This window comes from Paenibacillus sp. M2 (assembly GCF_046713495.1).
GTDB lineage: Bacteria > Bacillota > Bacilli > Paenibacillales > Paenibacillaceae > Paenibacillus > Paenibacillus amylolyticus_B.
Genome location: NZ_CP169648.1, coordinates 2585777 through 2609379 on the forward strand (window position 1 = coordinate 2585777; position 23603 = coordinate 2609379).

General features: G+C 45.9%; 22 protein-coding genes. All 22 read left to right on the plus strand.

Features of this window, described 5'->3' with window-relative positions:
* The first annotated feature begins 27 nt into the window (after positions 1 to 27).
* The 22 genes from ACETMN_RS11995 (at position 28) to miaB (ending at position 23329) form a co-directional block, all read left to right on the plus strand.
* Positions 28 to 801: a ClpP family protease gene (locus ACETMN_RS11995; protein ID WP_143786533.1), complete on the plus strand. Its 774-nt coding sequence runs from the start codon at positions 28 to 30 to the stop codon at positions 799 to 801.
* On the plus strand, positions 798 to 1028 hold the full coding sequence (locus ACETMN_RS12000; protein WP_091017248.1) for a YlzJ-like family protein: 231 nt from the start codon (positions 798 to 800) through the stop codon (positions 1026 to 1028). The genes ACETMN_RS11995 and ACETMN_RS12000 overlap by 4 nt, the downstream gene beginning before the upstream one ends.
* A gap of 90 nt (positions 1029 to 1118) precedes the next feature.
* Entirely contained in the window at positions 1119 to 3857 is a 2739-nt protein-coding gene (locus tag ACETMN_RS12005) for an FtsK/SpoIIIE family DNA translocase (protein ID WP_091017246.1), read from the plus strand.
* A 198-nt stretch (positions 3858 to 4055) separates the two neighbouring features.
* Positions 4056 to 4883 carry a spore cortex-lytic enzyme gene (gene sleB, locus ACETMN_RS12010; RefSeq protein WP_091017245.1) on the plus strand — a complete coding sequence of 276 codons (828 nt, stop codon included), beginning with the start codon at positions 4056 to 4058 and terminating at the stop codon, positions 4881 to 4883.
* A 126-nt stretch (positions 4884 to 5009) separates the two neighbouring features.
* Positions 5010 to 6290, plus strand: coding sequence for an EF-P 5-aminopentanol modification-associated protein YfmF (gene yfmF / locus ACETMN_RS12015; protein WP_091017243.1), 1281 nt, complete (start codon positions 5010 to 5012; stop codon positions 6288 to 6290).
* A 3-nt stretch (positions 6291 to 6293) separates the two neighbouring features.
* Positions 6294 to 7574 (plus strand): EF-P 5-aminopentanol modification-associated protein YfmH, encoded by a 1281-nt coding sequence (gene yfmH / locus ACETMN_RS12020; protein ID WP_091017242.1) that lies wholly within the window; start codon positions 6294 to 6296, stop codon positions 7572 to 7574.
* 1 nt (position 7575) lies between these two features.
* Positions 7576 to 8346, plus strand: a complete 771-nt coding sequence (gene ymfI, locus ACETMN_RS12025; protein ID WP_076326809.1) for an elongation factor P 5-aminopentanone reductase — start codon at positions 7576 to 7578, stop codon at positions 8344 to 8346.
* Between the two features lie 163 nt (positions 8347 to 8509).
* Positions 8510 to 8773, plus strand: coding sequence for a DUF3243 domain-containing protein (locus tag ACETMN_RS12030; protein ID WP_017689119.1), 264 nt, complete (start codon positions 8510 to 8512; stop codon positions 8771 to 8773).
* 197 nt (positions 8774 to 8970) lie between these two features.
* Positions 8971 to 9738, plus strand: coding sequence for a DUF3388 domain-containing protein (locus ACETMN_RS12035; RefSeq protein ID WP_047842510.1), 768 nt, complete (start codon positions 8971 to 8973; stop codon positions 9736 to 9738).
* A 66-nt stretch (positions 9739 to 9804) separates the two neighbouring features.
* Positions 9805 to 10866, plus strand: a complete 1062-nt coding sequence (locus tag ACETMN_RS12040) for a RodZ domain-containing protein (protein WP_091017240.1) — start codon at positions 9805 to 9807, stop codon at positions 10864 to 10866.
* Positions 10867 to 10939: 73 nt separating this feature from the next.
* On the plus strand, positions 10940 to 11104 hold the full coding sequence (locus ACETMN_RS12045) for a hypothetical protein (protein ID WP_167350848.1): 165 nt from the start codon (positions 10940 to 10942) through the stop codon (positions 11102 to 11104).
* Positions 11105 to 11259: 155 nt separating this feature from the next.
* Positions 11260 to 11751 (plus strand): YajQ family cyclic di-GMP-binding protein, encoded by a 492-nt coding sequence (locus tag ACETMN_RS12050; RefSeq protein WP_047842512.1) that lies wholly within the window; start codon positions 11260 to 11262, stop codon positions 11749 to 11751.
* Positions 11752 to 12070: 319 nt separating this feature from the next.
* Entirely contained in the window at positions 12071 to 12658 is a 588-nt protein-coding gene (pgsA, locus tag ACETMN_RS12055; protein ID WP_017689114.1) for a CDP-diacylglycerol--glycerol-3-phosphate 3-phosphatidyltransferase, read from the plus strand.
* A gap of 107 nt (positions 12659 to 12765) precedes the next feature.
* A complete protein-coding gene (locus ACETMN_RS12060) occupies positions 12766 to 14022 on the plus strand; it encodes a competence/damage-inducible protein A (RefSeq protein ID WP_091017238.1) in 1257 nt (418 codons plus the stop codon).
* 244 nt (positions 14023 to 14266) lie between these two features.
* Positions 14267 to 15331, plus strand: a complete 1065-nt coding sequence (gene recA / locus ACETMN_RS12065; protein ID WP_091017235.1) for a recombinase RecA — start codon at positions 14267 to 14269, stop codon at positions 15329 to 15331.
* 295 nt (positions 15332 to 15626) lie between these two features.
* Positions 15627 to 16364: a regulatory protein RecX gene (locus ACETMN_RS12070; RefSeq protein WP_091017233.1), complete on the plus strand. Its 738-nt coding sequence runs from the start codon at positions 15627 to 15629 to the stop codon at positions 16362 to 16364.
* A 310-nt stretch (positions 16365 to 16674) separates the two neighbouring features.
* Positions 16675 to 18216, plus strand: coding sequence for a ribonuclease Y (rny, locus tag ACETMN_RS12075; RefSeq protein WP_036609258.1), 1542 nt, complete (start codon positions 16675 to 16677; stop codon positions 18214 to 18216).
* Between the two features lie 218 nt (positions 18217 to 18434).
* Positions 18435 to 19229 (plus strand): TIGR00282 family metallophosphoesterase, encoded by a 795-nt coding sequence (locus ACETMN_RS12080; RefSeq protein ID WP_017689109.1) that lies wholly within the window; start codon positions 18435 to 18437, stop codon positions 19227 to 19229.
* A gap of 117 nt (positions 19230 to 19346) precedes the next feature.
* Positions 19347 to 19607, plus strand: a complete 261-nt coding sequence (locus ACETMN_RS12085) for a stage V sporulation protein S (RefSeq protein WP_007430104.1) — start codon at positions 19347 to 19349, stop codon at positions 19605 to 19607.
* An 86-nt stretch (positions 19608 to 19693) separates the two neighbouring features.
* Complete coding sequence (locus ACETMN_RS12090) at positions 19694 to 20695, plus strand: dipeptidase (RefSeq protein WP_373419842.1); 1002 nt, start codon at positions 19694 to 19696, stop codon at positions 20693 to 20695.
* 193 nt (positions 20696 to 20888) lie between these two features.
* Positions 20889 to 21461: a phosphate propanoyltransferase gene (gene pduL, locus ACETMN_RS12095; protein WP_017689107.1), complete on the plus strand. Its 573-nt coding sequence runs from the start codon at positions 20889 to 20891 to the stop codon at positions 21459 to 21461.
* A 311-nt stretch (positions 21462 to 21772) separates the two neighbouring features.
* Positions 21773 to 23329 (plus strand): tRNA (N6-isopentenyl adenosine(37)-C2)-methylthiotransferase MiaB, encoded by a 1557-nt coding sequence (gene miaB / locus ACETMN_RS12100; RefSeq protein WP_091017231.1) that lies wholly within the window; start codon positions 21773 to 21775, stop codon positions 23327 to 23329.
* Positions 23330 to 23603: the final 274 nt, after the last annotated feature.

The window sequence follows — 23603 nt, forward strand, 5'->3', positions numbered from 1 at the left end:
ATGTTTCTGGAGAAGGGGATTATTAAAATGAATGAACGTATGAATGACAAGCAGACGTCAAGATCCAATCAACCGGAAGTTGAAGCACCGGAGATTCCGATTCAGGAGGACAAGGCCATCTCTCCCGTGACAGAGACTATTCAGCAATTTGGGCAGACACAGTCGCCTGCAGGTGAATCGAATATTTTCTGTATGACCATTATTGGACAGGTCGAAGGGCATTTGATTTTGCCACCACAAAATAAAACAACAAAGTATGAGCATATCATTCCACAGCTGGTGGCCGCAGAACAAAATCAGCGTATTGAAGGTATACTGATCATTTTGAACACGGTAGGTGGAGATGTAGAGGCGGGTCTGGCCATTGCAGAGATGATTGCTTCTCTAAGCAAACCTACGGTGACTGTTGTCATTGGAGGCGGGCATAGCATTGGAGTACCGATTGCTGTAGCTTCAACATATTCCCTGATTGCCGGAAGTGCAACGATGACGATCCATCCGATTCGGATGAACGGCCTTGTCATTGGTGTACCTCAAACGTTTGAGTATATGGAGAAAATGCAGGAGAGGGTTGTTCGGTTCGTGACTTCTCATTCGAATATCTCTGAAGAGATGTTCAAAGAACTGATGTTTAAGACCGGTGAGTTAAATCGGGATATTGGTACAGCTGTAGGAAGCGCAGATGCAGTGAAATATGGATTGATGGATGCAGTAGGCGGAATTGGGCAGGCTATTACTCAGTTAAATCAGCTCATAGGAGACAAGAGACAGACTCTGCAAGTGGGAGGTTATACCCAATGACATTATATACAGTGATGCCCCCGGAACAACTCTGGTCGGGAATGTGGAAAGAGGACGAAGATACAAAGGAGATCAAGATGAATGGTTTATTGATGCAAGTGAGACCTGTTAATGTCAATGAAGCCGTTATTGTACGTTTGCTGGATTGTCCACTTGAAGCCTATCTCAATCCTGCTAATATGCCCGGTTCGACCATTCCGCTTTCGGGTAACTTGGGATCAGCATAACGCGACGAATTCAGACAAATTGAGCAGAAAAAGAACATATGTACGGATTATATTTGTATGGTATAATATTCTTCTGGGGGTGACCTGATTTTGGCCAGAAGAAAAAAGAGGAAAAAAAAGGGCGCTGGTTTTAGTGGCGTTTTAAAATATGAAATTTACGGGATTGTGCTTATTACCCTTGCTGTCATAGCATTATCGGGTGAAGCCACCGTTGGACGTTCGCTTTCCAAGATGTTCGGACTGATGCTTGGTAAGTTTTATTTTGCGATTCCACTTGTTGGTATTTATTATGGTCTCATGGTGATGATTCACCGGAAATGGCCGAGTGGCTGGACCACACGCAAGACAGGACTTGTTTTGCTGGTCTTTGCCTTAACTCTGATGAGCACTGTCTCTGCAATGCACCAGAAGCTCATTCCGGTTGGTGCGCTTGAGCCTGGTGCTGTGATTACGCAGGTACATAATGATATGCAAACCGAGTTGCTAACCCCTGCTGCGCCAGGTGAGAGGGACTCCATGCTTAACAAGGACATCAGTGGTGGTTATCTCGGAGCTGGGCAATTTGCTCTTTTCCTGTGGCTGTTTGGCAGCCTTGGGGCGAGACTCATCATGATTGTCATGTTTATTATCAGTTTTATGCTGATTACAAGTCTATCTTATGTGGATCTGATTCGAATATTCCGAACCAAGATCTGGGATGCCGGGAGTTCGATGTACAAGAAGCTGGAGTCGAGGCCTTCTGCACGTTCTGCTTCAGCATCTGATGGAAGGAAGAAAGGTAACGCTCGTAAAGTGGTGCCTGTTCCTGTTGAAGATGACGAAGACGAGTATGAGGATGAATTAGAGGAACAGCATCTGCCAAAACGAAAATCGCCAATATTCTTCCAACTTTTCGGGAAATGGGGAGCTAATCGTGAACAGGCGACATCAGGACGTGAAATGGATGAGGTCGATTCGGCAGAAACAGAACAGATTGTGTACCGCGCCGAACAAGATTACAATGTAGAGGCGTGGCAGGATGCGACCGAAGACGTAGCGAACAAATCAGCTTCATCACGTGTTCCTGTTCAGGCTAAACCTAATTCAGCGCCGATCATTCGAGACTTTTTTGAGCACGTCAGAACAGAAGAGGCAAGCATTGAAGATGATCTGGACGATGCTTATCCTTTCCCGGATAATCTGTCCGATCCAAACGTAGTACAACAGGGCGAGCATGCCATTAAAATAACGGATGAACTGGTTGAGACAGAGTGGTCTGCATCCGATGCGGGTACGAACGGATTGAATGCTGTGGATGAGATTCAGAGTGGAGAAGAAGTACCTAATGATGCAATGCAGGGAACAGATACTCCAACTCCTGAAGGGCAGAACACACAACCGGTGAAACCACCACCGCCACCTCCTAAGCCGTACAAGCTGCCATCATTCCGTCTCCTTGCCAAGCCGAAGAATGGGGGCAAGGCGGGTGACCAGAAGGATTATATGCAGACAGCACGCAAGCTGGAAGCTACACTGGAGAGTTTCGGTGTTCGTGCCAAAGTGCTTGAAGTGGTCCGGGGCCCTGCCGTTACAAGGTATGAAATTCAACCTGATATTGGTGTTAAAGTCAGCAGAATTGTCAGTCTAACTGATGATATCGCGTTGGCTCTGGCGGCAAAGGATATTCGGATGGAAGCACCGATTCCCGGAAAGTCTGCGATTGGTATCGAAGTACCTAATGGTGAAGTATCCGTTGTAACGATGCGGGAAGTAATGGAGACAGCAACGTTCCAGGATGCAGAATCCAAAGTGACCATTGCATTTGGCCGAGATATCTCGGGTCAGACGATTATTGGTAACTTGGCTCGTATGCCCCATTTGCTGGTCGCAGGTGCTACAGGTTCTGGTAAGTCGGTGTGTATTAACGGAATTATTACCAGCATATTGTACAAAGCCAAGCCGGATGAAGTGAAGTTCCTGATGGTCGATCCCAAGATGGTTGAGTTGAACGTATACAACGGAATTCCACATCTGATGGCGCCAGTAGTAACTGATCCTAAACGAGCGTCACTTGCTCTCAAAAAGATTGTGGTTGAGATGGAGAAACGATATGAACTGTTCTCCAAATCAGGCACGCGTAACGTCGAGGGTTACAATAATCTGATGAAAGATAATCCTGCGGCTGTTCTGCCTTATATCGTTGTCATTGTGGATGAGCTTGCAGATCTGATGATGGTTGCTGCCGGAGATGTGGAGGATGCCATTGCACGACTCGCTCAGATGGCTCGTGCAGCCGGAATCCATCTGATTATAGCCACACAACGTCCTTCTGTTGACGTTATTACCGGAGTAATCAAGGCTAACATTCCATCGCGGATTGCCTTCGGCGTATCCTCCCAAGTCGATTCCCGAACGATTCTGGATATGGGTGGGGCTGAGAAACTGTTGGGCCGTGGAGACATGTTGTTCATGCCAATGGGCGCATCAAAACCGGTTCGTGTACAAGGTGCATTTATGAGCGATGAAGAAGTCGAGAATATTGTAAACTACGTACGTGGTCAAGGTGAAGCGCAGTATGATGAGTCCATTGTACCTGAAGTGGATGATTCCATTCAGGCAGCAGAGGAAGTGCAAGATGAGTTATATGAGCAAGCTGTACAGATTATTTTGGAGGCAAAACAAGCTTCAGTCTCCCTGCTGCAACGTCGTATGCGGGTTGGTTACACACGTGCAGCGCGTTTAATTGACTCCATGGAAGCTCGTGGTGTAATCGGTCCTTATGAGGGCAGCAAACCAAGAGAAGTACTGGTTTCACTTGAACAGTATCAGCAGAATAAAATAAGCTCATAGTGTAACATGTAACATGGTTACAACGAATTATTTAAGCCCTCAACCGTATTGGTTGAGGGCTTTTTGCTTGCTGGGCAGACTGAAGTTTTGCCATCTACTCCAAAGATCGGATGATTTGGTGCATAGGAAACAAGCCGGCTTGTCATAATAACCTTAGCGATTCTGTTAATCCCACTAGAGAAAGGTAGAGCACAGTCGATGCGAAAAATGAACCTATGGCTTTTCACTGCTATTTTGCTGATATCCGCATTGGGAATTCGTTATTTGCTTCCTGGGAATACAGCAACTGAAAGTTCAGCCGAGCGTACACCGCAGGTAGAAGAAAAGGCCTTGCCTACGTTTAGCAGCAATACAGTGAAATATGGAAGTTACGGTCAGGATGTATATGAGCTTCAGGGGCGTCTGAAGTACCTGGGATTTTACAATGGTAAAATCGACAGTAATTTTGGCAGCAGCACACTGAAATCCGTTAAATGGTTTCAATCCGAGTTTGGCATGAAGGCAGATGGTGTGGTTGGAGCAGAGACCAAACTCAAGCTGTACAATGCGTCAACCAAATGGTCGCCAACAGAGCCGCCGTTACACAAGGAATCCTCAGGTGGGGGTGGAGACAGCAACAATACCGCCGATAAAGAGCAAGACAATATGGGATCTGCCAATGCCCTTGGTCTCTCAGAGAATGAACTCAAGATTATGGCTAACGCTGTATATGGTGAAGCCCGGGGTGAACCGTTTGAAGGTCAAGTCGCAGTAGCAGCAGTAATTCTGAATCGCGTTAATTCACCAAGCTTTCCGAGTACACCTTCTGGTGTGATTTTTCAACCAGGTGCATTTACGGCTGTAGCGGACGGACAGATCTATCTGGAACCAAACGCACAAGCCAAAAAGGCAGTCGAGCAGGCCTTAAATGGATGGGATCCGTCCGGTGGATGTCTCTATTATTTTAACCCGAAGACAGCAACATCCAAATGGATCTGGACCCGTCCACAAGTGAAAACAATCGGACAGCATATCTTTTGTATGTGATGATGTTGGAAGCAACCAGAAGGCGTGACTTCGGTTGCTTCTTGCCTTTTGAATGGGTTAAAATGGTTGTTACGTTTAGCTTAATACGATTGCATGATAAATGACGCCGTAAAGGGGTTTTGACATTTGAATACATCAGGATTCGAACGAGGTAGCAAGAGAGAGTTTCGTATACATGTGCTTCCGACTAAACGTTTTAAAACGTTTGCTATATCGCTATATGCAGGAGTTCCCTTACGGGAAGATACAGTAACCAAAGTAGCGCTGACACCTTTTGTTCTGCGACGGGGCACGGAGTCCTATCCGGAAACAACGCAATTTCGTGAGCAACTGGAGCATCTGTATGGAGCAGGTTTTGGTTTTGACGTCTATAAACGCGGGGATTACCAGATTGTACAGTTCCGAATGGATACCATTAATGATTCCTTTGTTGGAGGAGATGAGCAGCTACTGGATCGTTCATTTGCCTTCCTTGGAGAGGTTCTTACTCGACCTGTACAGGAGAATGGACATTTCAGGACGTCTTATGTACAAGCAGAGCGAGAGACTGTTCGCAAAAAGCTGGAGTCCATCGTGAATGATAAAATGCGCTATGCCGCTGAACGCAGTATCGAGGAAATGTGCAAGAATGAGCCGTACCGTCTTCATCCACTGGGTGAGCGAAAGGATCTGCCCGGGATTGAGCCCGACACACTGACTGCGTCTTATCAGGAGTGGCTGCAGCAGGCGAGTATGGATCTGTACGTGGTAGGGGATACGACACTGGAGGAGGTCGAGAACCTTGTTCAGCGTCATTTCAATGTAAATCGAACGTCCTCCTCTGATTACCAGACACAGGCAGCGGTTCGAGGAGATAAGGAAGTGGAGACCGTTGTTGAGCGACTGAATGTGAGTCAGGGAAAACTTAATATGGGACTCCGTACATCTATCACTTATGGAGATTCTCAGTATGCTGCAGCACTACTGTACAACGGGATTCTCGGTGGTTATCCTCATTCCAAACTGTTTGTCAATGTTCGTGAAAAAGAAAGCCTGGCGTATTACGCGTCTTCACGATATGACGGACATAAGGGCATTGCAACGATTCAATCCGGGATTGAAATCCCTAATTATGAGAAGGCCGTCACGATCATCAAGCAGCAGCTGGAAGAAATGAAAAGCGGTACAATCAGTGATCTGGAAATGTCCCAGACCAAAGCAATGATCCGTAACCTGCTTAAGGAAATGCAGGATTCTGCTTTTGAGATGATAGCTTATGACTTCAATCGACAGTTGTCTGGCAAAGAAAGAACGGCTGAAGAACTGTTGGCTCAGGTAGAACATATTAGCAAGGAAGATGTGCGTGAGGCGGCAGAACAATTCCGTCTGGATACGATTTATTTCTTGCGGGATGAGAAGGAGGAATAATCGGTGGAGAGCATTCGGTATGAGCATTTGCAGGAGACACTATATTACGAAGTAATGGATAACGGACTGCATGTCTATATTTTGCCAAAACCGGGATTCCAGAAAACGTATGCTACGTTTGCAACCAAGTATGGATCGGTGGATAATCATTTTCAGGTTGAAGGACAGGAAGAAGTTAAGGTTCCGGATGGGATTGCCCATTTTCTGGAGCATAAAATGTTCGAAGAACCAACAGGCGATATTTTTGCCACGTTTGCATCTCATGGTGCTTCAGCTAACGCATTTACGAGCTTTGATCAGACAGTTTATTTGTTTTCAGCGACCGAACATGTGAATGAAAATATACAAACATTAGTCGACTTTGTGCAAAATCCTTACTTCACGGATCAAAATGTGGAAAAGGAAAAAGGCATCATTGGACAGGAAATTGACATGTATGCTGATAATCCAGATTGGCGTGTTTATTTTGGATTGATCGAAGCCATGTATCAGAAACATCCGGTGCATATCGATATTGCAGGAACGGTGGAATCTATCCGTACGATTACCAAAGAGATGTTATATGAGTGTTATAACACCTTTTATCACCCGAGTAATATGCTCTTGTTTGTGGTGGGTGGTGTAGATCCACAAGAAGTCATTGATATGGTTCGATCGAACCAGGAGCGTAAGGATTATAAGCCACAGGGGAGTATTCAACGTTTCTTCGAACCGGAGCCTGAGCAAGTAGGAGAAGCCAGACGGGAAGCGAAACTGGCTGTTTCACTGCCCAAATGTCTGTTTGGATTCAAGGAGTCGGACGTTGGACTTACCGGGGAACAATTGTTACGGCGAGATATGACAACGCAGCTGATGATGGATCTTTTGTTTGGCTCAAGCACACGATTATTTCAGAAGCTCTACGATGAAGATCTGATCTCCGACAGCTTTGGACATGAGTATAACAGTTCACCGCAATATGCGTTTTCAGCCATTGGTGGTGATACAAAAGACCCGGATCAACTGCTCGCGCGTATACGTGAAGAAGTGGATGCCATTGTAGAAAAAGGGTTTGAATCCCCGGATTTTGAACGTGCACGCAAAAAGAAAATAGGCGGATATTTGCGTATGCTCAATTCTCCGGAGAACATTGCGCATGAATTTACACGTCAGCAATTCCGTGGCGGTGATTTTTTCAATATGCTCCCGCTCTATGAATCGATTACACTGGAAGATGTAAATCTCAGACTGAGAGAGCATATTCGCTGGGATCAACTGGCTGTATCGCTAGTCGTGAGTCCTTGATATGGAGAGGGGAACAGGACAATTGAAGGCAATCGGGGAAATGACTGTACTGGTAACTGGAGCAAGCGGTGGCATTGGAGCGGCTATCGCAGAACGCTTTGCCAGAGTGGGAATGAATGTTGTTATACACTATATGAAATCGCATGAAGCAGCGAATGAAGCCGCCAGACGGTGCATGGAACAGGGCAGTGGAAAAATCATGACCGTGTCTGCGGATCTTCGCAGCCGGGAACAGATTGAGCGCATGCGTGAGAAGCTCGAGTCGCATAATCTCATGCCAGATATTCTTGTGAACAATGCAGGAATCTCGCACTATGGGATGTTGGCTGATGTTACAGAGGAGATCTGGGATGAAGTGATGGCAATTAACCTCAAAGGCACGTTTATGTGTACACAGGAAATGATGCCTCACATGATCTCCCAAAGGTATGGCCGAATCATTAATGTATCGTCGATCTGGGGACTGTCTGGTGCTTCTTGTGAGGTGCTGTATTCCACAACCAAGGGTGGGGTGAATGCATTCACCAAAGCGCTTGCGAAAGAACTCGCACCTTCCGGAGTAACCGTAAATGCGGTTGCTCCTGGTGCCGTTCAGACATCCATGCTGAACCATCTGGATCAGAGTGAACTGAAGATGCTGGAAGAGGAAATTCCGGCAGGAAGACTTGCTCAACCTGATGAAATCTCATCATTGGTTTATTTTCTGGCTCTCCCTGAATCGGGTTATATCAATGGACAGATCATCAGTCCAAATGGCGGTTGGTTAACGTAAAAAGCAAGAAAAACTTGACTGGCTGTGAACATAACAGGTGAAGGTTGCTGAGAAGCAGTCGTCTTCCGGATTATTTTCAAAATGCTCGTATATAAAATGCCTCGAAAGCACATATTACAACTGTTGATTTTAAATCTCATGCGTCATCTAAGGAGGATTTATCATGTCAACAGAAAAAACAGTGCTCTCCAGTTTTGACACATGGAAGAAGTTCCTGGGTGACCGCGTACTGCAAGCAGAGAAGATGGGGATGAGTGAAGAAACCATCAACAAACTTGCGTATGAAATCGGCGACTTCCTTGATGAGAAAGTCGATCCGGCGAACCATTCCAACCGGGCATTGAAAGAGTTATGGGACGTCGGCGATGCAGATGAGCGTCGTACGATTGCGTGCCTGATGGTCAAATTGGCCAAACAAAACGCATAAGATTACAGATGAAGAGCTCCCGCAAGGGGGCTTTTCTCTAATGATTACAAACGGATTACAGAGCTGTTCTTGTAATTCATTTTCATTTTATATATCATTAACGTGACCCATTTTTAGAAGATGTCTCAGATTGTTGTCCAGAGGACACGTTCTGTTGCTGTCGAATAATGTGGAATAATGCATTACGGGGTGTTGAAATGGAATCTAAACAATGGTACATGGAATATAAAATACATAAGAACAGACCCGGTTTGTTAGGCGATATTGCCTCTATGCTGGGGATGCTTGAAGTGAATATATTGACCATTAACGGTGTTGAAGGCAAAACTCGAGGCATGCTGCTTGAATCGGATGATGATGAAAAAATCCGTTTGCTTGGTGAAATGCTTGGCAAAGTAAACAGCATCACCGTATCGGCTTTGCGTCAACCTAAATTGGTGGATATTTTGGCCGTGCGTCATGGCAGATACATTGACCGTGACTCGGATGATCGCAAGACATTTCGTTTCACACGAGATGAACTTGGGTTACTTGTGGACTTTTTGGGTGAAGTATTTAAGAGGGAAGGCAATCAGGTCATCGGTTTGCGCGGAATGCCTCGTGTTGGTAAAACGGAGTCTATTATTGCGGGCAGCGTATGTGCAATGAAGCGATGGACGTTTGTTTCCTCCACACTTCTGCGTCAGACGATAAGGAGTCAAATGTCCGAAGACGAATTGAACCCGAACAATGTCTTCATCATTGACGGAATTGTAAGTACGATTCGTTCCAGCGAGCGGCATTACAATTTGTTGCAGGATATTATGTCGATGCCAAGTACCAAAGTTATTGAACATCCGGATATTTTTGTGCAGGAATCCGAATATGATTTCAATGATTTTGATATTATTATTGAACTTCGCAACAATCCGAATGAAGAAATTATTTATGATACGTTTACGGCTAGCTACACCGACGAATTGTAAGGAACCGTACGGAATCATGAAATAGATTAGCAACAACTCAAGAGATAAACATAAGGAGGAGATGGCATGTCTGAACTGGGTCAGCAGTTAAGGGAGGCCCGGCTGCAAAAAGGGATGAGTCTTGACGATGTACAGGAAATGACAAAAATTCGCAAGAGGTATCTGGAGGCCATAGAAGCAGGAGACTATAAAGTGCTGCCGGGTAGCTTCTATGTGCGTGCTTTCATCAAAACCTATGCGGAGACCGTGGGACTGAACCCTGATGAGCTGCTGGAGGGACACAAAAAAGACGTACCCGAAGAAGAGACGGAAGCAACGATGGAACCGGTTATTCAGAAGCGTTCCAGCCGTCCGGTTGAGCGTAGTAATCGGTGGATGTCTGTCGCGCTGATGTGGACATTCCCTGTTTTGATCGTAGTACTGTTGTATGTATACGTGGTGTATAACAATGGTGATGAATCAGATAATCCGGGTCTTGATCAGGTCAAAATTACAGATAGTCAACAACAGCCTGAGGATAAACCGGATCCACCTGCCGACAACGGACAGGCATCTAATCCGCCTGCGACAGATTCAGGTACTGACGGTACTGGTAAGGGCGACGCTGGCGGTAATGGTGGCGGTACAGACACGGAAGGACAGACGGACGGTCAAACTGATGGCCAAACTGATGGTCAAACCGACGGACAAACGGGAGAAAATCAGGAAGAACCGACAGACAATTCACCGTCTAATGTGACTGTTGCAGAAGATGGGAAATCAGGAAATATTACGAACTTTAAAGTTAACGGTAGTGCAGGGCAACCTGTAACGGTTACGATCAAAGCAACAGGTCATAGCTGGCTGGAAGTGTACAAAGGCGAAAACTCCAGTGGAGAGAAGTTGGAGTATGGTAACACAGCCGAAGGTGACAGCTATACCTTTGAGTTGGATAGTACAGGCATGTATATTAAGTCCGGTTACGCTGCAGCGACCACGATTGAGGTTGGCGGGCAAGTTGTAACGGATGGCAAGGCGACCAATCGGATCCGTCTGAAGCTTGGTGAAGACAGTAGTAACACTACTTCTTCCACAGGTGTTGAAAATGGATCAACGGACGGTACAGGGGGTACCACGGGTAGCGAATAACCGGGTCAACTGCAGGAGACAATAATCGTGTCTTAACTTGCAGTTAACTTTTGGTGAAGTGAGGTGGATGGCTGTGACAGTCAGCTGGATCGTAACAGGTTTAGGGATCATTGTCAGCCTCCTGGGTTATTACCTGACTCCAAGTGCCTGGGGTTACGGAATATTGGGTTTTGGACTTGCACATGTACTTTTGGGTGTGCTCGATATGTTCAGACAGCCCAACCGCAGCCGCTATTAGGTTGGAAGCTGGACCAGCAAGCATTTTTGGCAGCCACTTGAAGTGGAGGCCAAAAATGCTTTTTTCTTTGTGTAAAATAGCTAGAAATTAGACTTTTGCTTAGGGTATCCTCTATAATGTTACAGTACATACGATTAACTGAAAGGGTGACTGGTTTGAGCTCAGAAAATTCATTTGATATCGTGTCCAAAATGGACTTGCAAGAACTGACAAATGCCGTTACACAAACCGAGAAAGAAATTGGCGCTCGTTATGACTTCAAGGGCAGCAAGAGCAGCCTGAAACTGGATAAGGATGCGTTAACGATCGTATCTGATGATGAGACCAAACTCAAGGCTGTCATTGACGTGCTGCAGTCCAAAATGGCGAAGCGTGGTCTACCATTGAAAAACATTGATTACGCAAAGGTAGAGCCAGCGTCTTCTGGTACAGTCCGCCAGCGTTTGAATTTTAAACAGGGGATTGATCAGGACATCGCCAAGAAAATCAATATTCTGATTCGGGATTCCAAGATGAAGGTGAAGAGTCAGATTCAGGGAGATCAACTTCGGGTAACTGGTAAGAGTAAAAATGATTTGCAAGCTGTCATGCAGTTGCTAAATGGTGCTAACCTACCTTTGGATTTGCAATATACAAATTTCAAGTAATATGGCCTTTCTGTAGCAAAAGTGTTTTTTGACACGGTATTGGGCGTATATTATACTAAGTGTGCATTGCTGGCAGTCAAGCATCAAGTCCAGTCCTCATCGTTTGCTGACTTTGTGAAAAGCAGTACATCTTCTGGAAGTCACCGGAACGTTTAAAGCGTGTTGCTTTTGAGCGGTTGACTTTATTTTTTGCGTTTCTACATAGTGGGATCATGTTAATCTGGATTGACATTGAAACTGTACATTTCATGTTCCGGATGATGATAACGGGATTATGATGATTGTTTGGAGTAATGGAGGATATGAGGGAGGGCGTCTTGTGAATTTACCCAACCGGATTACGCTTGCACGAATTTGCTTAATCCCTTTTTTGATGGTGTTCCTGCTCGTGGATTTTCCATTTTATCCAGAGCCGTTGCAGCTTGGAAGCTTGTCGCTTCCGTATAATCAACTGATTGCTGCTGTTATTTTTATCATCGCCGCAAGCACAGATGGAATTGACGGATACCTTGCGCGGAAAAATAACATGGTTACCAATCTGGGGAAACTGCTCGATCCACTCGCAGACAAGTTGCTGGTTACTGCAGTTTTGATCTCGCTTGTGGAGATGGGCAAGCTGGATTCCTGGATTGCAGTTGTGATTATTAGTCGTGAATTTGCAGTTACCGGCTTGCGTCAAATTGCATTGCTGGATGGTTCGGTTGTTGCCGCAAGTGCTTGGGGCAAGCTGAAGACTGTAGTGCAGATTGTGGCGATTGTGCTGTTGCTGTTGAACAATTTCCCGTTTTCATACACGGGTATTCACGTCGATATTATCGCGGTATGGGCAGCAGCGCTTATTACTATCTGGTCGGGTATCGATTACTTTATCAAAAACAAAAATTTGCTTCATTTAACAAAAGCATAATGGTTTGTTCTTAAATGGGTAATCATGAAGGAAGCATTGGGTCAGGGGCAATAGGAAATTATCCTATTGCCCTTTGATCACTCACCACGTGTACAGGAGGATGCTCAATGAAGGCAGAAATCATTGCAGTTGGCACAGAGCTACTGCTTGGACAAATCGTCAATACCAATGCCAGATACCTATCCCGTGAATTGGCTGCGATGGGGATCGATGTATATTTCCAAACGGTGGTTGGGGATAACCTGAATCGACTTAGTGAAGCTATTCGCATTGCGCAGGGTCGTGCAGACGTTATTTTATTTTCCGGTGGCATCGGACCTACCCAAGATGATCTGACCAAGGATGCGCTCGCAGCTGTTCTTAACCGGAAACTGCATACAGATCGAATGGCGATGGACAAAATTGAGAGCTTTTTCAGAGATCGTAATGTGGACATGACAGAGAATAACCGACGTCAGGCGATCGTTATTGATGGAGGAACACCTCTGGCCAATGAAACGGGCCTTGCGGCAGGAAATGCGATTTCTGACAATGACAAATATTATGTTGTGATGCCTGGACCACCTAAAGAGTTGATTCCAATGTTTGAACAGGAAGTCAAACCTTGGCTGTTCCAGCATGTACTCACAGAAGAGATGCCGATCTATTCCCGAATGCTCAAATTCGCAGGTATTGGTGAATCTGCTCTGGAAGATCGACTATTGGATCTGATTGACGCGCAGACAGACCCTACGATTGCTCCTTACGCGAGCGAAGGTGAAGTTACGGTACGTGTCTCCACGAAGGCTGCGAGTGAGGGAGAGGCGAAGCTGAAGCTGGATGCGATGGAAGTTCAGATTCGCGAGCGTTTGACAGAACATCTCTACGCGAACGAGGATGTGCCTATAGAGTACACGATTGTAACCATGATGTCTGACATGGGGCTGACGCTCAGCGCTGCTGAGAGCTGTACAGGGGGGCTTGTCATGCAAAGTCTGACCTCTGTACCCGGAAGTGCGTCAATGCTCAAAGGTGGAATTGTTTGTTACTCCAATGAAATTAAAGAAAAGCTGCTGAATGTGCCTCATGATTATCTGGAAGGTGAAGATGCACCTGGAGCGGTAAGTCCAGAGGTTGCAAAAGTGCTTGCTGAGCAGATCCGCATGATTGGCGATGCTGATTTTGGCTTGGCTGTTACCGGTGTAGCTGGACCGGGATATTCGGAACGTAAACCACCCGGACTTGTCTTCATCGCTCTTGCTGAACGTGGAAAAGAGACGGAGATTCATGAGCTGCGTATTAATGGGAATCGTGAGACAGTTCGCATTCGTTCAGCCAAAGCGATTCTCTATCGCTTATGGCAAAAACTTGTGGCGATGGATTGATTAGTTAATAGCTTCGATTGCATTTACAGTTCCAAGCAAGTATAATTAAGGAAGACGGAAGAACCGTAGAATTAGGCTTTACAGCCTTGTTTACGGTTCTTTTTTCTGTTTAATGGAAAGTTTCCTTGAGGAAGAGGCGCCTCGGCCTTCACAAAAAAAAACGAATGTATGTTCGAAAAAAAGCTTGGCAAACGTGTTAAAACAAGGTATCATTATCTTATAAACAGTAAAGGGTGTGAGCTTATTGTCAGACCGTCGTGCCGCGCTTGATATGGCGCTCCGTCAAATAGAGAAGCAATTCGGTAAAGGATCCATCATGAAACTGGGTGAGTCCACTCATATGAATGTGGAAATTATTCCCAGTGGTTCCTTGGCTTTGGATATTGCATTAGGAACAGGCGGCTTGCCTAAAGGCCGTATTGTAGAAATATATGGACCTGAGTCTTCGGGTAAAACAACCGTAGCATTGCATGCTATCGCTGAAGTACAACGAGCGGGTGGACAAGCTGCATTTATCGATGCCGAGCATGCTCTTGACCCACAATACGCAAGCAAACTTGGTGTTAATATTGATGAATTGCTTCTGTCTCAGCCAGATACGGGTGAGCAAGGGCTGGAAATTGCAGAAGCTCTTGTACGCAGTGGTGCAGTAGATATCGTTGTTATTGACTCTGTAGCCGCATTGGTTCCAAAAGCAGAGATTGAAGGCGAAATGGGCGATTCACACGTTGGTTTGCAAGCGCGTTTGATGTCTCAGGCGCTGCGTAAACTGTCTGGTGCAATCAGCAAATCCAAAACAATCGCAATCTTCATTAACCAGCTTCGTGAGAAAGTCGGCGTTATGTTTGGTAACCCAGAAACAACACCTGGTGGTCGTGCTCTGAAGTTTTATTCCACAGTACGTCTGGATGTGCGTCGTATTGAGAGTATCAAATCAGGCAATGACATGATTGGTAACCGTACTCGTATTAAAGTTGTGAAAAACAAAGTGGCACCTCCGTTTAAACAAGCGGAAGTGGATATCATGTATGGCGAGGGTATTTCGAGAGAAGGCAGTATCATTGACATTGGTACAGAGCTGGACATCGTTAATAAAAGTGGTGCATGGTACTCCTACGAAGGCGAGCGTTTAGGACAAGGTCGTGAGAACGCAAAGCAGTTCATGAAAGAGCATAAAGATATTGCTGACATCATTGAACAAAAAATTCGTGTAGCCAGTAACTTGGTTACTGCAGTTCCTGCGCCAACTACTGAAGAGCAACAAAAAGAAGCAGCAGAAGAACAAGAATTGTTTGAAATCAACGAGTAATCTCTCAAAACCTCCCATGTAGGGAGGACCCTGAGGGTTTCCCCTCTGGACTCCGTAAACTTGCCTGATTGAGCTTGGCTTGATTTGGATAAGGAATTATGGTGGGAGTGCTCTCGGTGTCCAGCAGCCCCTGTCCCAATGGACAGGGGCTGTTGGCACGCTAACTGTCAGAGATAACTGTGGAGATAAAGGCCGGGCTGACTTCCCGGCCTTTTGTATTACTAGTGTTCTTTGTCTTATGTGAAGATGTGCTTGGCGTAGTCAGAATGAAAATGTTATGAAAGGGGAGACCTGAATGGATCAACATGACGAGGATTTGTATGAAGAAGCAGAACAGGATGGCCTATCCCAATTTCCGGACAACGAAGAACTTATTATTACACGTGTAGAACGAACGAAGAGCAGGCAAGCTCGTTATCGAATCACTTTTGGTATCCACTCTATTACGGTCCTTGAAGATGTGATGATTAAATACAGGATGACTCAAGGTAATACGTTTATGAAGAAGGATCTGGAGGAAATCATTGTAGCTGACGAGCGACAGCGGACGTATGCACAGTCTCTGCGCTTTTTGGAGCATAAACCGCGCACACGCCATGAATTAAGTCAGAAACTTCGTCAGAAGGAGTTTGCTGCACCTTTGATTGAAGAGGCGCTGGATCGGCTTGAGCGGGAGAACCTGGTGGATGACGATCTATTTGCGAAGGAATGGACAAGACAGCGTATGGAGGGCAAGCGGAAGGGAAAACTGTGGATAAGGCAAGAGCTACGTCAAAAGGGCATTGCCAATGATCTCATTGTTGAGGCACTAGAAGGGATCAGTACAGATGCGGAATTTGAGACTGCCTTGAGTGCAGGACGCAAAAAATGGAATCAGGTCAAAGGGGACGTCAAAGAGAAGAAAAATAAAACGCTTCCCTTCCTAATGAGACGTGGTTTTTCAATGGATATGGTGCGCCGGGTCGTGAATTGTTTAATTGAAGAAGATGAGGCTGGGGACTCTGAAGATGACGAAGCGTTGTTATGGGATTAGCAGCCTAGAGTCTCTATACTGCATTCTCTTGACAATTTCTTTCGTCAAATACTAAAATGGACATGAGTCTGTAAGAAATGGACAACCCTTTTTCCTTCCAAAAAAGCGGTTTCGGTTTCTTAAGATTTATACCATTCTTAATTATGGGTTCGCTGGAAACAGTGAATAGTACGTGGAAACATGTACATGTGAAATGAAAATCGGCGGGGGATCGCCGTGAGTATTCGTTATTCCCAAACATATGTAAGGTTTGAAAACTGCAAATTGACCCAAGGAATGCCTTGGAGGAACCAACGAGGAGGTGAACAGTATGAATCCTGCAATCACGATCGCTCTCGTTGTGGCCGCGCTAATCATTGGGTTCGGAGTAGGGTATTTTATTCGCAAATCTCTTGCAGAGGCTAAAATCTCTAGTGCGGAACAAGCTGCCGTACAAATCGTGGAGAACGCGAAGAAAGAGGCAGAGGCACTGAAGAAAGAAACGGTGCTGGAAGCGAAGGATGAAATCCATCGCATTCGTGCTGAAGCTGAAAAAGACACTCGTGAACGTCGGAATGAAATTCAACGACAAGAAAGACGATTGTTGCAAAAAGAAGAGTCGCTGGATAAAAAATTGGAATCACTCGAACGTAAAGAAGAGCAAGTGGCTAACAAAGAGAAACGAATTGATGAGACTCAGCAGCAGATCGAAATGATTTACAAAAACCAGGTGACAGAGTTGGAACGTATATCCAACCTCACCATGGAAGACGCACGCAGTATCATACTGTCCAACGTAGAACAGGAAGTTCGTCATGAGACGGCTCAAATGATCAAGGACATTGAACAACAAGCGAAGGAAGAAGCGGACAAAAAGTCCCGCGAGATTATTACACTCGCCATCCAACGCTGTGCGGCTGACCACGTAGCGGAAACAACGGTATCTGTTGTTACCCTGCCAAATGAAGAAATGAAAGGCCGGATTATCGGTCGTGAAGGACGTAACATCCGTGCGCTTGAAACCCTTACAGGGATTGACCTCATTATCGATGATACGCCAGAAGCTGTTATTCTGTCGGGCTTTGACCCGATTCGCCGTGAGATCGCCCGTACTGCCCTGGAGAAACTGGTGGCTGATGGACGTATTCACCCGGCACGGATTGAAGAGATGGTTGAGAAATCCCGCAAAGAAGTGGATGAGCGCATCCGTGAATACGGTGAGCAAGCTACCTTTGAAGTGGGCGTGCATGGTCTGCATCCGGATCTGATCAAAATTTTGGGCCGGTTGAAGTTCCGTACAAGTTACGGTCAGAACGTCTTGAAACATTCCATGGAAGTCGCTTATCTGGCTGGACTGATGGCTGGCGAACTTGGAGAAGACGTAACTCTGGCAAGACGTGCAGGTCTATTGCATGACATCGGTAAAGCGCTGGATCACGAAGTGGAAGGATCACACGTCGAAATTGGCGTGGAACTGGCGAAGAAATACAAAGAACATCCGGTTGTAATCAACAGTATCGCGTCCCATCACGGAGATTGCGAAGCGACTTCGGTCATTGCCATGTTGGTTGGCGCAGCAGATGCGCTCTCCGCAGCAAGACCAGGCGCACGCCGCGAAACGCTGGAAACGTATATCAAACGACTGGAGAAGCTGGAAGAAATCTCAGAATCCTTCGAAGGTGTCGAGAAATCGTACGCCATTCAGGCCGGACGCGAAGTTCGCGTTATGGTACAGCCTGAGAAGATCGATGATGCTGAAGCCTTCCGCTTAGCCCGTGACATCACGAAGATGATTGAGAATGAACTCGACTATCCGGGTCACATCAAAGTCACCGTCATCCGGGAAACCCGTGCGGTTGAATACGCAAAATAGAGCAATACGGAAAAGTGGCCGCGGTAGTGGGCCACTTTTCCTTTTGATAGCCTCTTAAAGTGTGCGGTCAAAAAAGAGGCTAGGCTTATTCGACTGAATCCCATATTCGATCAAAGGCTTTTTGTATAAATACACATCATGGAACAAGAGATAGAGTCCTGCAAAGGTTCAACATTTGAAAAAAGAGAACTTTGCAGGAATTGAGGAGGCAGTAATCAGTGAAAGTTTTGTTTATTGGTGACATTGTAGGCAACGTGGGACGTAAGGCATTAAAGGAAAATTTACCGTACCTAAAATCGAAGTATAAGCCACATGTGGTGATTGTGAATGGTGAAAATGCGGCAGCAGGTCGCGGCATTACCGGTGCAATCGCAAATGAGTTTTTCAACTGGGGTGTACATGGTATTACACTTGGTAATCATACTTGGGACAATAAGGATATTTTTGATTTTATAGATGATGAGCCCCGCATGATTCGTCCAGCGAACTTTCCACCAGGCACACCAGGGCGAGGATACACGGTTGTCAAAGGCGAAGGGAAAGAGCTGGCGATTGTCAATCTTCAAGGAAGAACGTTCCTGCCTGCTCTGGATTGTCCATTCCGTGTAGCTGATGAAATTGTAGACGAGCTGCGCCAAGACCATAAATGTATTTTGGTCGATATGCATGCGGAAGCGACGTCAGAAAAGATTGCCATGGGATGGCATCTGGATGGACGCGCGTCTCTCGTTGTAGGTACACATACGCATGTACAGAGTAATGATGATCGGATTTTGCCTGGAGGAACGGCTTACTTGACGGATGCAGGCATGGTAGGGCCTCGTGACGGTATATTGGGTATGGAGCGTGAGGCCGTGCTGCGTAAGTTCTACACCCAGCTACCTGTACGTTTTGTTGTAGATGATGGCAAATGGCACTTCCATGGTGTTTTTGTTGAAATTGATGAAGCAACAGGTGCGGCAACACGCATCGAAAAAATTCGTCTGATGGAGGACGAGTGGCGCATGGAATAGGGGCATTGTCCCAATTTGCAGGGAAACCCGTCTAAAAAGAAGGAATTTTTTTGCCTCCCGCGAATAACATCTAGTAAGTGGAAACAAACTTTCAACATTCCCAGGGAGGTACTTACCATGGATGTATTAAAAGTTTCAGCAAAGTCCAATCCTAATTCTGTAGCCGGCGCTCTTGCAGGGGTTCTTCGTGAACGTGGAAATGCTGAACTGCAGGCAATTGGAGCGGGAGCACTGAACCAAGCCATTAAAGCGGTAGCGATAGCCCGGGGATTTGTAGCACCAAGCGGAGTTGACCTGATTTGTATTCCAGCTTTTACAGACATTGTGATCGACGGCGAGGACCGAACGGCCATTAAGCTGATTGTGGAGCCCAGATAATACATGCAGTATGCATTGAACCTGTTTACGATGTAGACAGGTTTTTTTGCGTTTTCTTAGCAATAACATATTGAGGAGGGTTTAAGATGTCCATGTCTGATTGGCGTGTAGCTGATTTTCACTGTGATGCACTGAGCAAAATTTTGATGCAGCCTGCTCTTTCTTTTGAAGATGCTCCACAACTGGATGTGAATTTGCAACGCTTGAAAGAGGGGAAAGTAGGGTTGCAGGCGTTTGCCATCTATTTACCCGAAGTACTTGGCAGAGGCAAGTTTGAACATGTGATGGGGCAGTTGGAGATTTATCGTAGACGTGTAGAGAGAAGTCAGGAGCGGCTTGGCGGCACACAGACGTTGTTATGGCGTGAACAGGTGGCTCAGGTGGGGCAAACAGAGGGTCCGTGGGGATTAATCACATTGGAGGGTGTGGACGGCCTGGAGGGCAACCTGTTCTATCTGGAGTTATGTTATCAGATGGGCGTTCGAATAATTGGACTAACGTGGAATTATGCCAATTGGGCGGCTGATGGAGTCATGGAGAAGCGTGGGGCCGGTCTGACCGAGAAAGGGAAAGAACTGGTGCACCAATGTAATGAAATCGGAATGCTGTTGGATGTGTCACATCTGACGGAGAAAGGGTTCTGGGAACTGGCTGACTTGAGTAAGCGTCCTTTTATCGCCTCCCACTCCAACAGTTATAGCGTATGTCCCCATGTGCGCAATCTGAAAGATGATCAGATCCAGGCTATCATTGCCCGGGAAGGGCGGATTGGACTGACGTTTGTACCCTGGTTTGTAAAGCAGGAGGGTGAGGTACGTATAGAAGATCTGCTGCCTCATATTGAGCAATTCTGTTCTCTAGGCGGGCAGCACCATCTGATGATGGGGTCTGATTTTGATGGAATTTCAACGTATATTCAGAAACTTGAACATTCAGGACAATATCCGAGACTGATGGAAATTCTGCTCAAACATTATGATGAACATCTGGTTCGTGGCTGGTTGTGGGGGAATGCAATGAGTTATCTGGGGGAACACTTGCCAGAGAGCAATCCGAAGATGCAGATGAAGGGGAATTCCATGAAATAGTGAACTGGTGTGTGCGTTGAATGGGTTGAATTGAAACTTGTTTTCCAAATAAAGGAGGGGAATGATGGTGAAATAAGTGTATTTCATGAATTTTCACCAGTTCGTTTTCATTTCACTCCAAAAAGGGGTATAATACCATTGGATTGTTAAGAGCCTGAGTACAGGCCATAGATAAACAAGGAGTGAATTTACAATGAGTAAAACAGTACCTGTGGGCGTATCTGCCCGTCACATTCATGTATCCCAAGAGCACGTTGAAATTTTGTTTGGCAAAGGTTATGAACTGACTGAATTTAAACCTCTGTCCCAGCCTGGCCAATACGCTGCTAACGAAACAGTAGCGGTAATTGGTTCGAAAGGACAGTTTGATAAAGTGCGTATCCTCGGACCTGTTCGCCCTGAAACGCAACTGGAGATCTCCATGACAGATTCATTTGCGATTGGTGTTAAAGCACCTGTACGTGAATCTGGAAGCATTGAAGGTACACCAGGAATCACAATTAAAGGTCCTGCTGGTGAAGTAACAATTGATAAAGGTGTTATCGTTGCTGCTCGTCACATTCACTTCCATACTTCTGATGCTGCTAAATGGGGTATTGAGGACAAACAAATGTTGAAAGTTCGTCTGGGTGGAGATCGCGGTCTTGTACTGGAAAATGTACTGGCTCGTGTATCCGATTCTTTCGCACTGGACATGCATATTGATACAGATGAAGCTAACGCTGCTGGCGCTCGTAATGGCGACACTGCTGAAATCATCGATTAATGACATGTATAGCTTCAGCCCCCAATTTTGGCGGTCTGAATAACATATAAACCTGAGCACAGCCAACAGGGGCCGGTTAATTCCAGCCCTGACGGCAAGGCTCAGGTTTTTGTGTTTTCTGAGTGCTCTTCTGAGCATGGCATGTTTCGGATTAGACGAAGGGAGATGCGCTTTGGATGTGGAACTACAGCCCAATTCATGCTATAATTTGCTGTAATGCTCTTTTAATGTTCCAAGCAAGGAATTCACGTGGAACAGGGATGAATGAACGATTTTTTATTAATAGAGGCTGTAAGGAGTGACCGAAGGAAATGGCTAAAGACTCAAAAAAGGATTACTCCCAATATTTTGATTTCTCCGATGCCAAAGTAATTTCGCAAGATGAATTCAGCAAAAAGATAAGAATCCGGGGCCGTGAGATTAACATCAAATCGGAACCCAATCATCGTCAGGAGAAACAGCGGGGCAAGGAAGACGTCCAGGTGCTTTACGAAAATGCCGTTCCCGATGAACTGAAAAACATAGGGAAAGGCAAACATTATATTGTATATACGTATGGATGTCAGATGAACGAGCATGACTCGGAGACCATCAAAGGACTTCTAGAGTCTATGGGGTATCAGGCTACAGAGGATCGCAAAGAAGCTGATATTATTCTGCTCAACACATGTGCCATACGAGAAAATGCGGAAGATAAAGTATTTGGTGAGCTTGGTCACCTGAAAACGCTAAAACTCGAACGTCCGGGATTGTTACTTGGTGTATGCGGGTGTATGTCCCAAGAAGAAGGCGTCGTCAACCGAATCATGCAGAAGCATGGCTTTGTGGATATGATCTTTGGTACACATAATGTGCATCGACTGCCACATCTAATCCAGGAAGCGCTGTTCAGCAAAGAAATGGTTGTTGAGGTATGGTCCAAGGAAGGCGACATTATTGAGAACCTGCCGAAGAAACGTGAGGGTATGCGCGGCTGGGTGAACATTATGTATGGCTGCGACAAATTCTGTACATATTGCATCGTTCCGTTCACGCGGGGCAAAGAACGCAGCCGTCGTCCGGAAGATGTCATTGCCGAAGTACGTGATTTGGCACGACAAGGCTTTAAGGAGATCACGCTTCTTGGTCAAAATGTGAATGCGTACGGCAAGGATTTCACCGACCTGAACTACAGTTTTGGTGACTTGATGGATGCCATTCGCCTTATTGATATTCCGCGAGTACGGTTTACAACCAGTCACCCACGTGACTTTGATGACCGCTTGATTGAAGTACTGGCCAAGGGCGGAAATTTGGTAGAGCACATTCATCTACCGGTGCAATCTGGCAGTTCGGAAGTACTCAAACGTATGAGCCGCAAGTATAACCGGGAACACTATCTGAAACTGGCTGACAAAATTAAAAAGGCCATCCCGGATGTTGTGTTGACAACGGATATTATTGTTGGTTTTCCAGGGGAAACGGAAGAACAGTTTGAAGATACACTTTCCCTTGTCCGTGAAGTAGGGTATGATTTTGCCTATACCTTTATTTATTCCCCGCGTGAAGGTACACCGGCTGCAGTGATGGAAGATAACGTACCGATGGAAGTGAAGAAGGAACGTTTGAAGCGCTTGAACGAAACGATCAACGAATACAGCCACCGAAGCAATGAAGAGCAACGGGGCAAAATCGTTGAAGTGCTCGTTGAAGGCGAGAGCAAACGGAATTCCGAAGTTCTGGCAGGACGTACGCGCAGCAACAAGCTGGTGCATTTTGAAGGACCTAAAGATTTGATCGGTACTTTCGTACAAGTGGAAATCACCGATCCGATGACTTTTTATATTCGGGGCAACCTGCTCTCAGAGCCGGTAGCTGCCAATCAGTAATACACACACACAAATAAGATGAGAATTTTGGGGTTCAATATCAGGTTCGGACATTTGCGCAAGTAGCGGAGGGGACGGAATCGGTCTGTAGAAGCGAAGCGTTCGCCTTTGTCTCCGGATTTTAACCTTAAACAATTGTAATCAGAAAAATCCGGAGACAACAGCGATCAAAAGAACGATCCGTTCCCGCAGCGGTCATGGAGCAGACGTTTGAACTCATTTGAGCCCAGGTTCTCATCTTATATCATCTCATAGAATGGAGCGATTTCAGTGG

What these genes read in the sequence shown, in the direction of transcription:
- ACETMN_RS11995 (WP_143786533.1), top strand. Translation starts at nt 28, where the DNA reads ATGAATGAACGTATGAATGACAAGCAGACGTCAAGATCCAATCAACCG.
- ACETMN_RS12000 (WP_091017248.1), top strand. Translation starts at nt 798, where the DNA reads ATGACATTATATACAGTGATGCCCCCGGAACAACTCTGGTCGGGAATG.
- sleB (WP_091017245.1), top strand. Translation starts at nt 4,056, where the DNA reads ATGCGAAAAATGAACCTATGGCTTTTCACTGCTATTTTGCTGATATCC.
- ymfI (WP_076326809.1), top strand. Translation starts at nt 7,576, where the DNA reads ATGGAGAGGGGAACAGGACAATTGAAGGCAATCGGGGAAATGACTGTA.
- ACETMN_RS12030 (WP_017689119.1), top strand. Translation starts at nt 8,510, where the DNA reads ATGTCAACAGAAAAAACAGTGCTCTCCAGTTTTGACACATGGAAGAAG.
- ACETMN_RS12035 (WP_047842510.1), top strand. Translation starts at nt 8,971, where the DNA reads ATGGAATCTAAACAATGGTACATGGAATATAAAATACATAAGAACAGA.
- ACETMN_RS12040 (WP_091017240.1), top strand. Translation starts at nt 9,805, where the DNA reads ATGTCTGAACTGGGTCAGCAGTTAAGGGAGGCCCGGCTGCAAAAAGGG.
- ACETMN_RS12060 (WP_091017238.1), top strand. Translation starts at nt 12,766, where the DNA reads ATGAAGGCAGAAATCATTGCAGTTGGCACAGAGCTACTGCTTGGACAA.
- ACETMN_RS12070 (WP_091017233.1), top strand. Translation starts at nt 15,627, where the DNA reads ATGGATCAACATGACGAGGATTTGTATGAAGAAGCAGAACAGGATGGC.
- rny (WP_036609258.1), top strand. Translation starts at nt 16,675, where the DNA reads ATGAATCCTGCAATCACGATCGCTCTCGTTGTGGCCGCGCTAATCATT.
- ACETMN_RS12085 (WP_007430104.1), top strand. Translation starts at nt 19,347, where the DNA reads ATGGATGTATTAAAAGTTTCAGCAAAGTCCAATCCTAATTCTGTAGCC.
- ACETMN_RS12090 (WP_373419842.1), top strand. Translation starts at nt 19,694, where the DNA reads ATGTCCATGTCTGATTGGCGTGTAGCTGATTTTCACTGTGATGCACTG.
- pduL (WP_017689107.1), top strand. Translation starts at nt 20,889, where the DNA reads ATGAGTAAAACAGTACCTGTGGGCGTATCTGCCCGTCACATTCATGTA.
- miaB (WP_091017231.1), top strand. Translation starts at nt 21,773, where the DNA reads ATGGCTAAAGACTCAAAAAAGGATTACTCCCAATATTTTGATTTCTCC.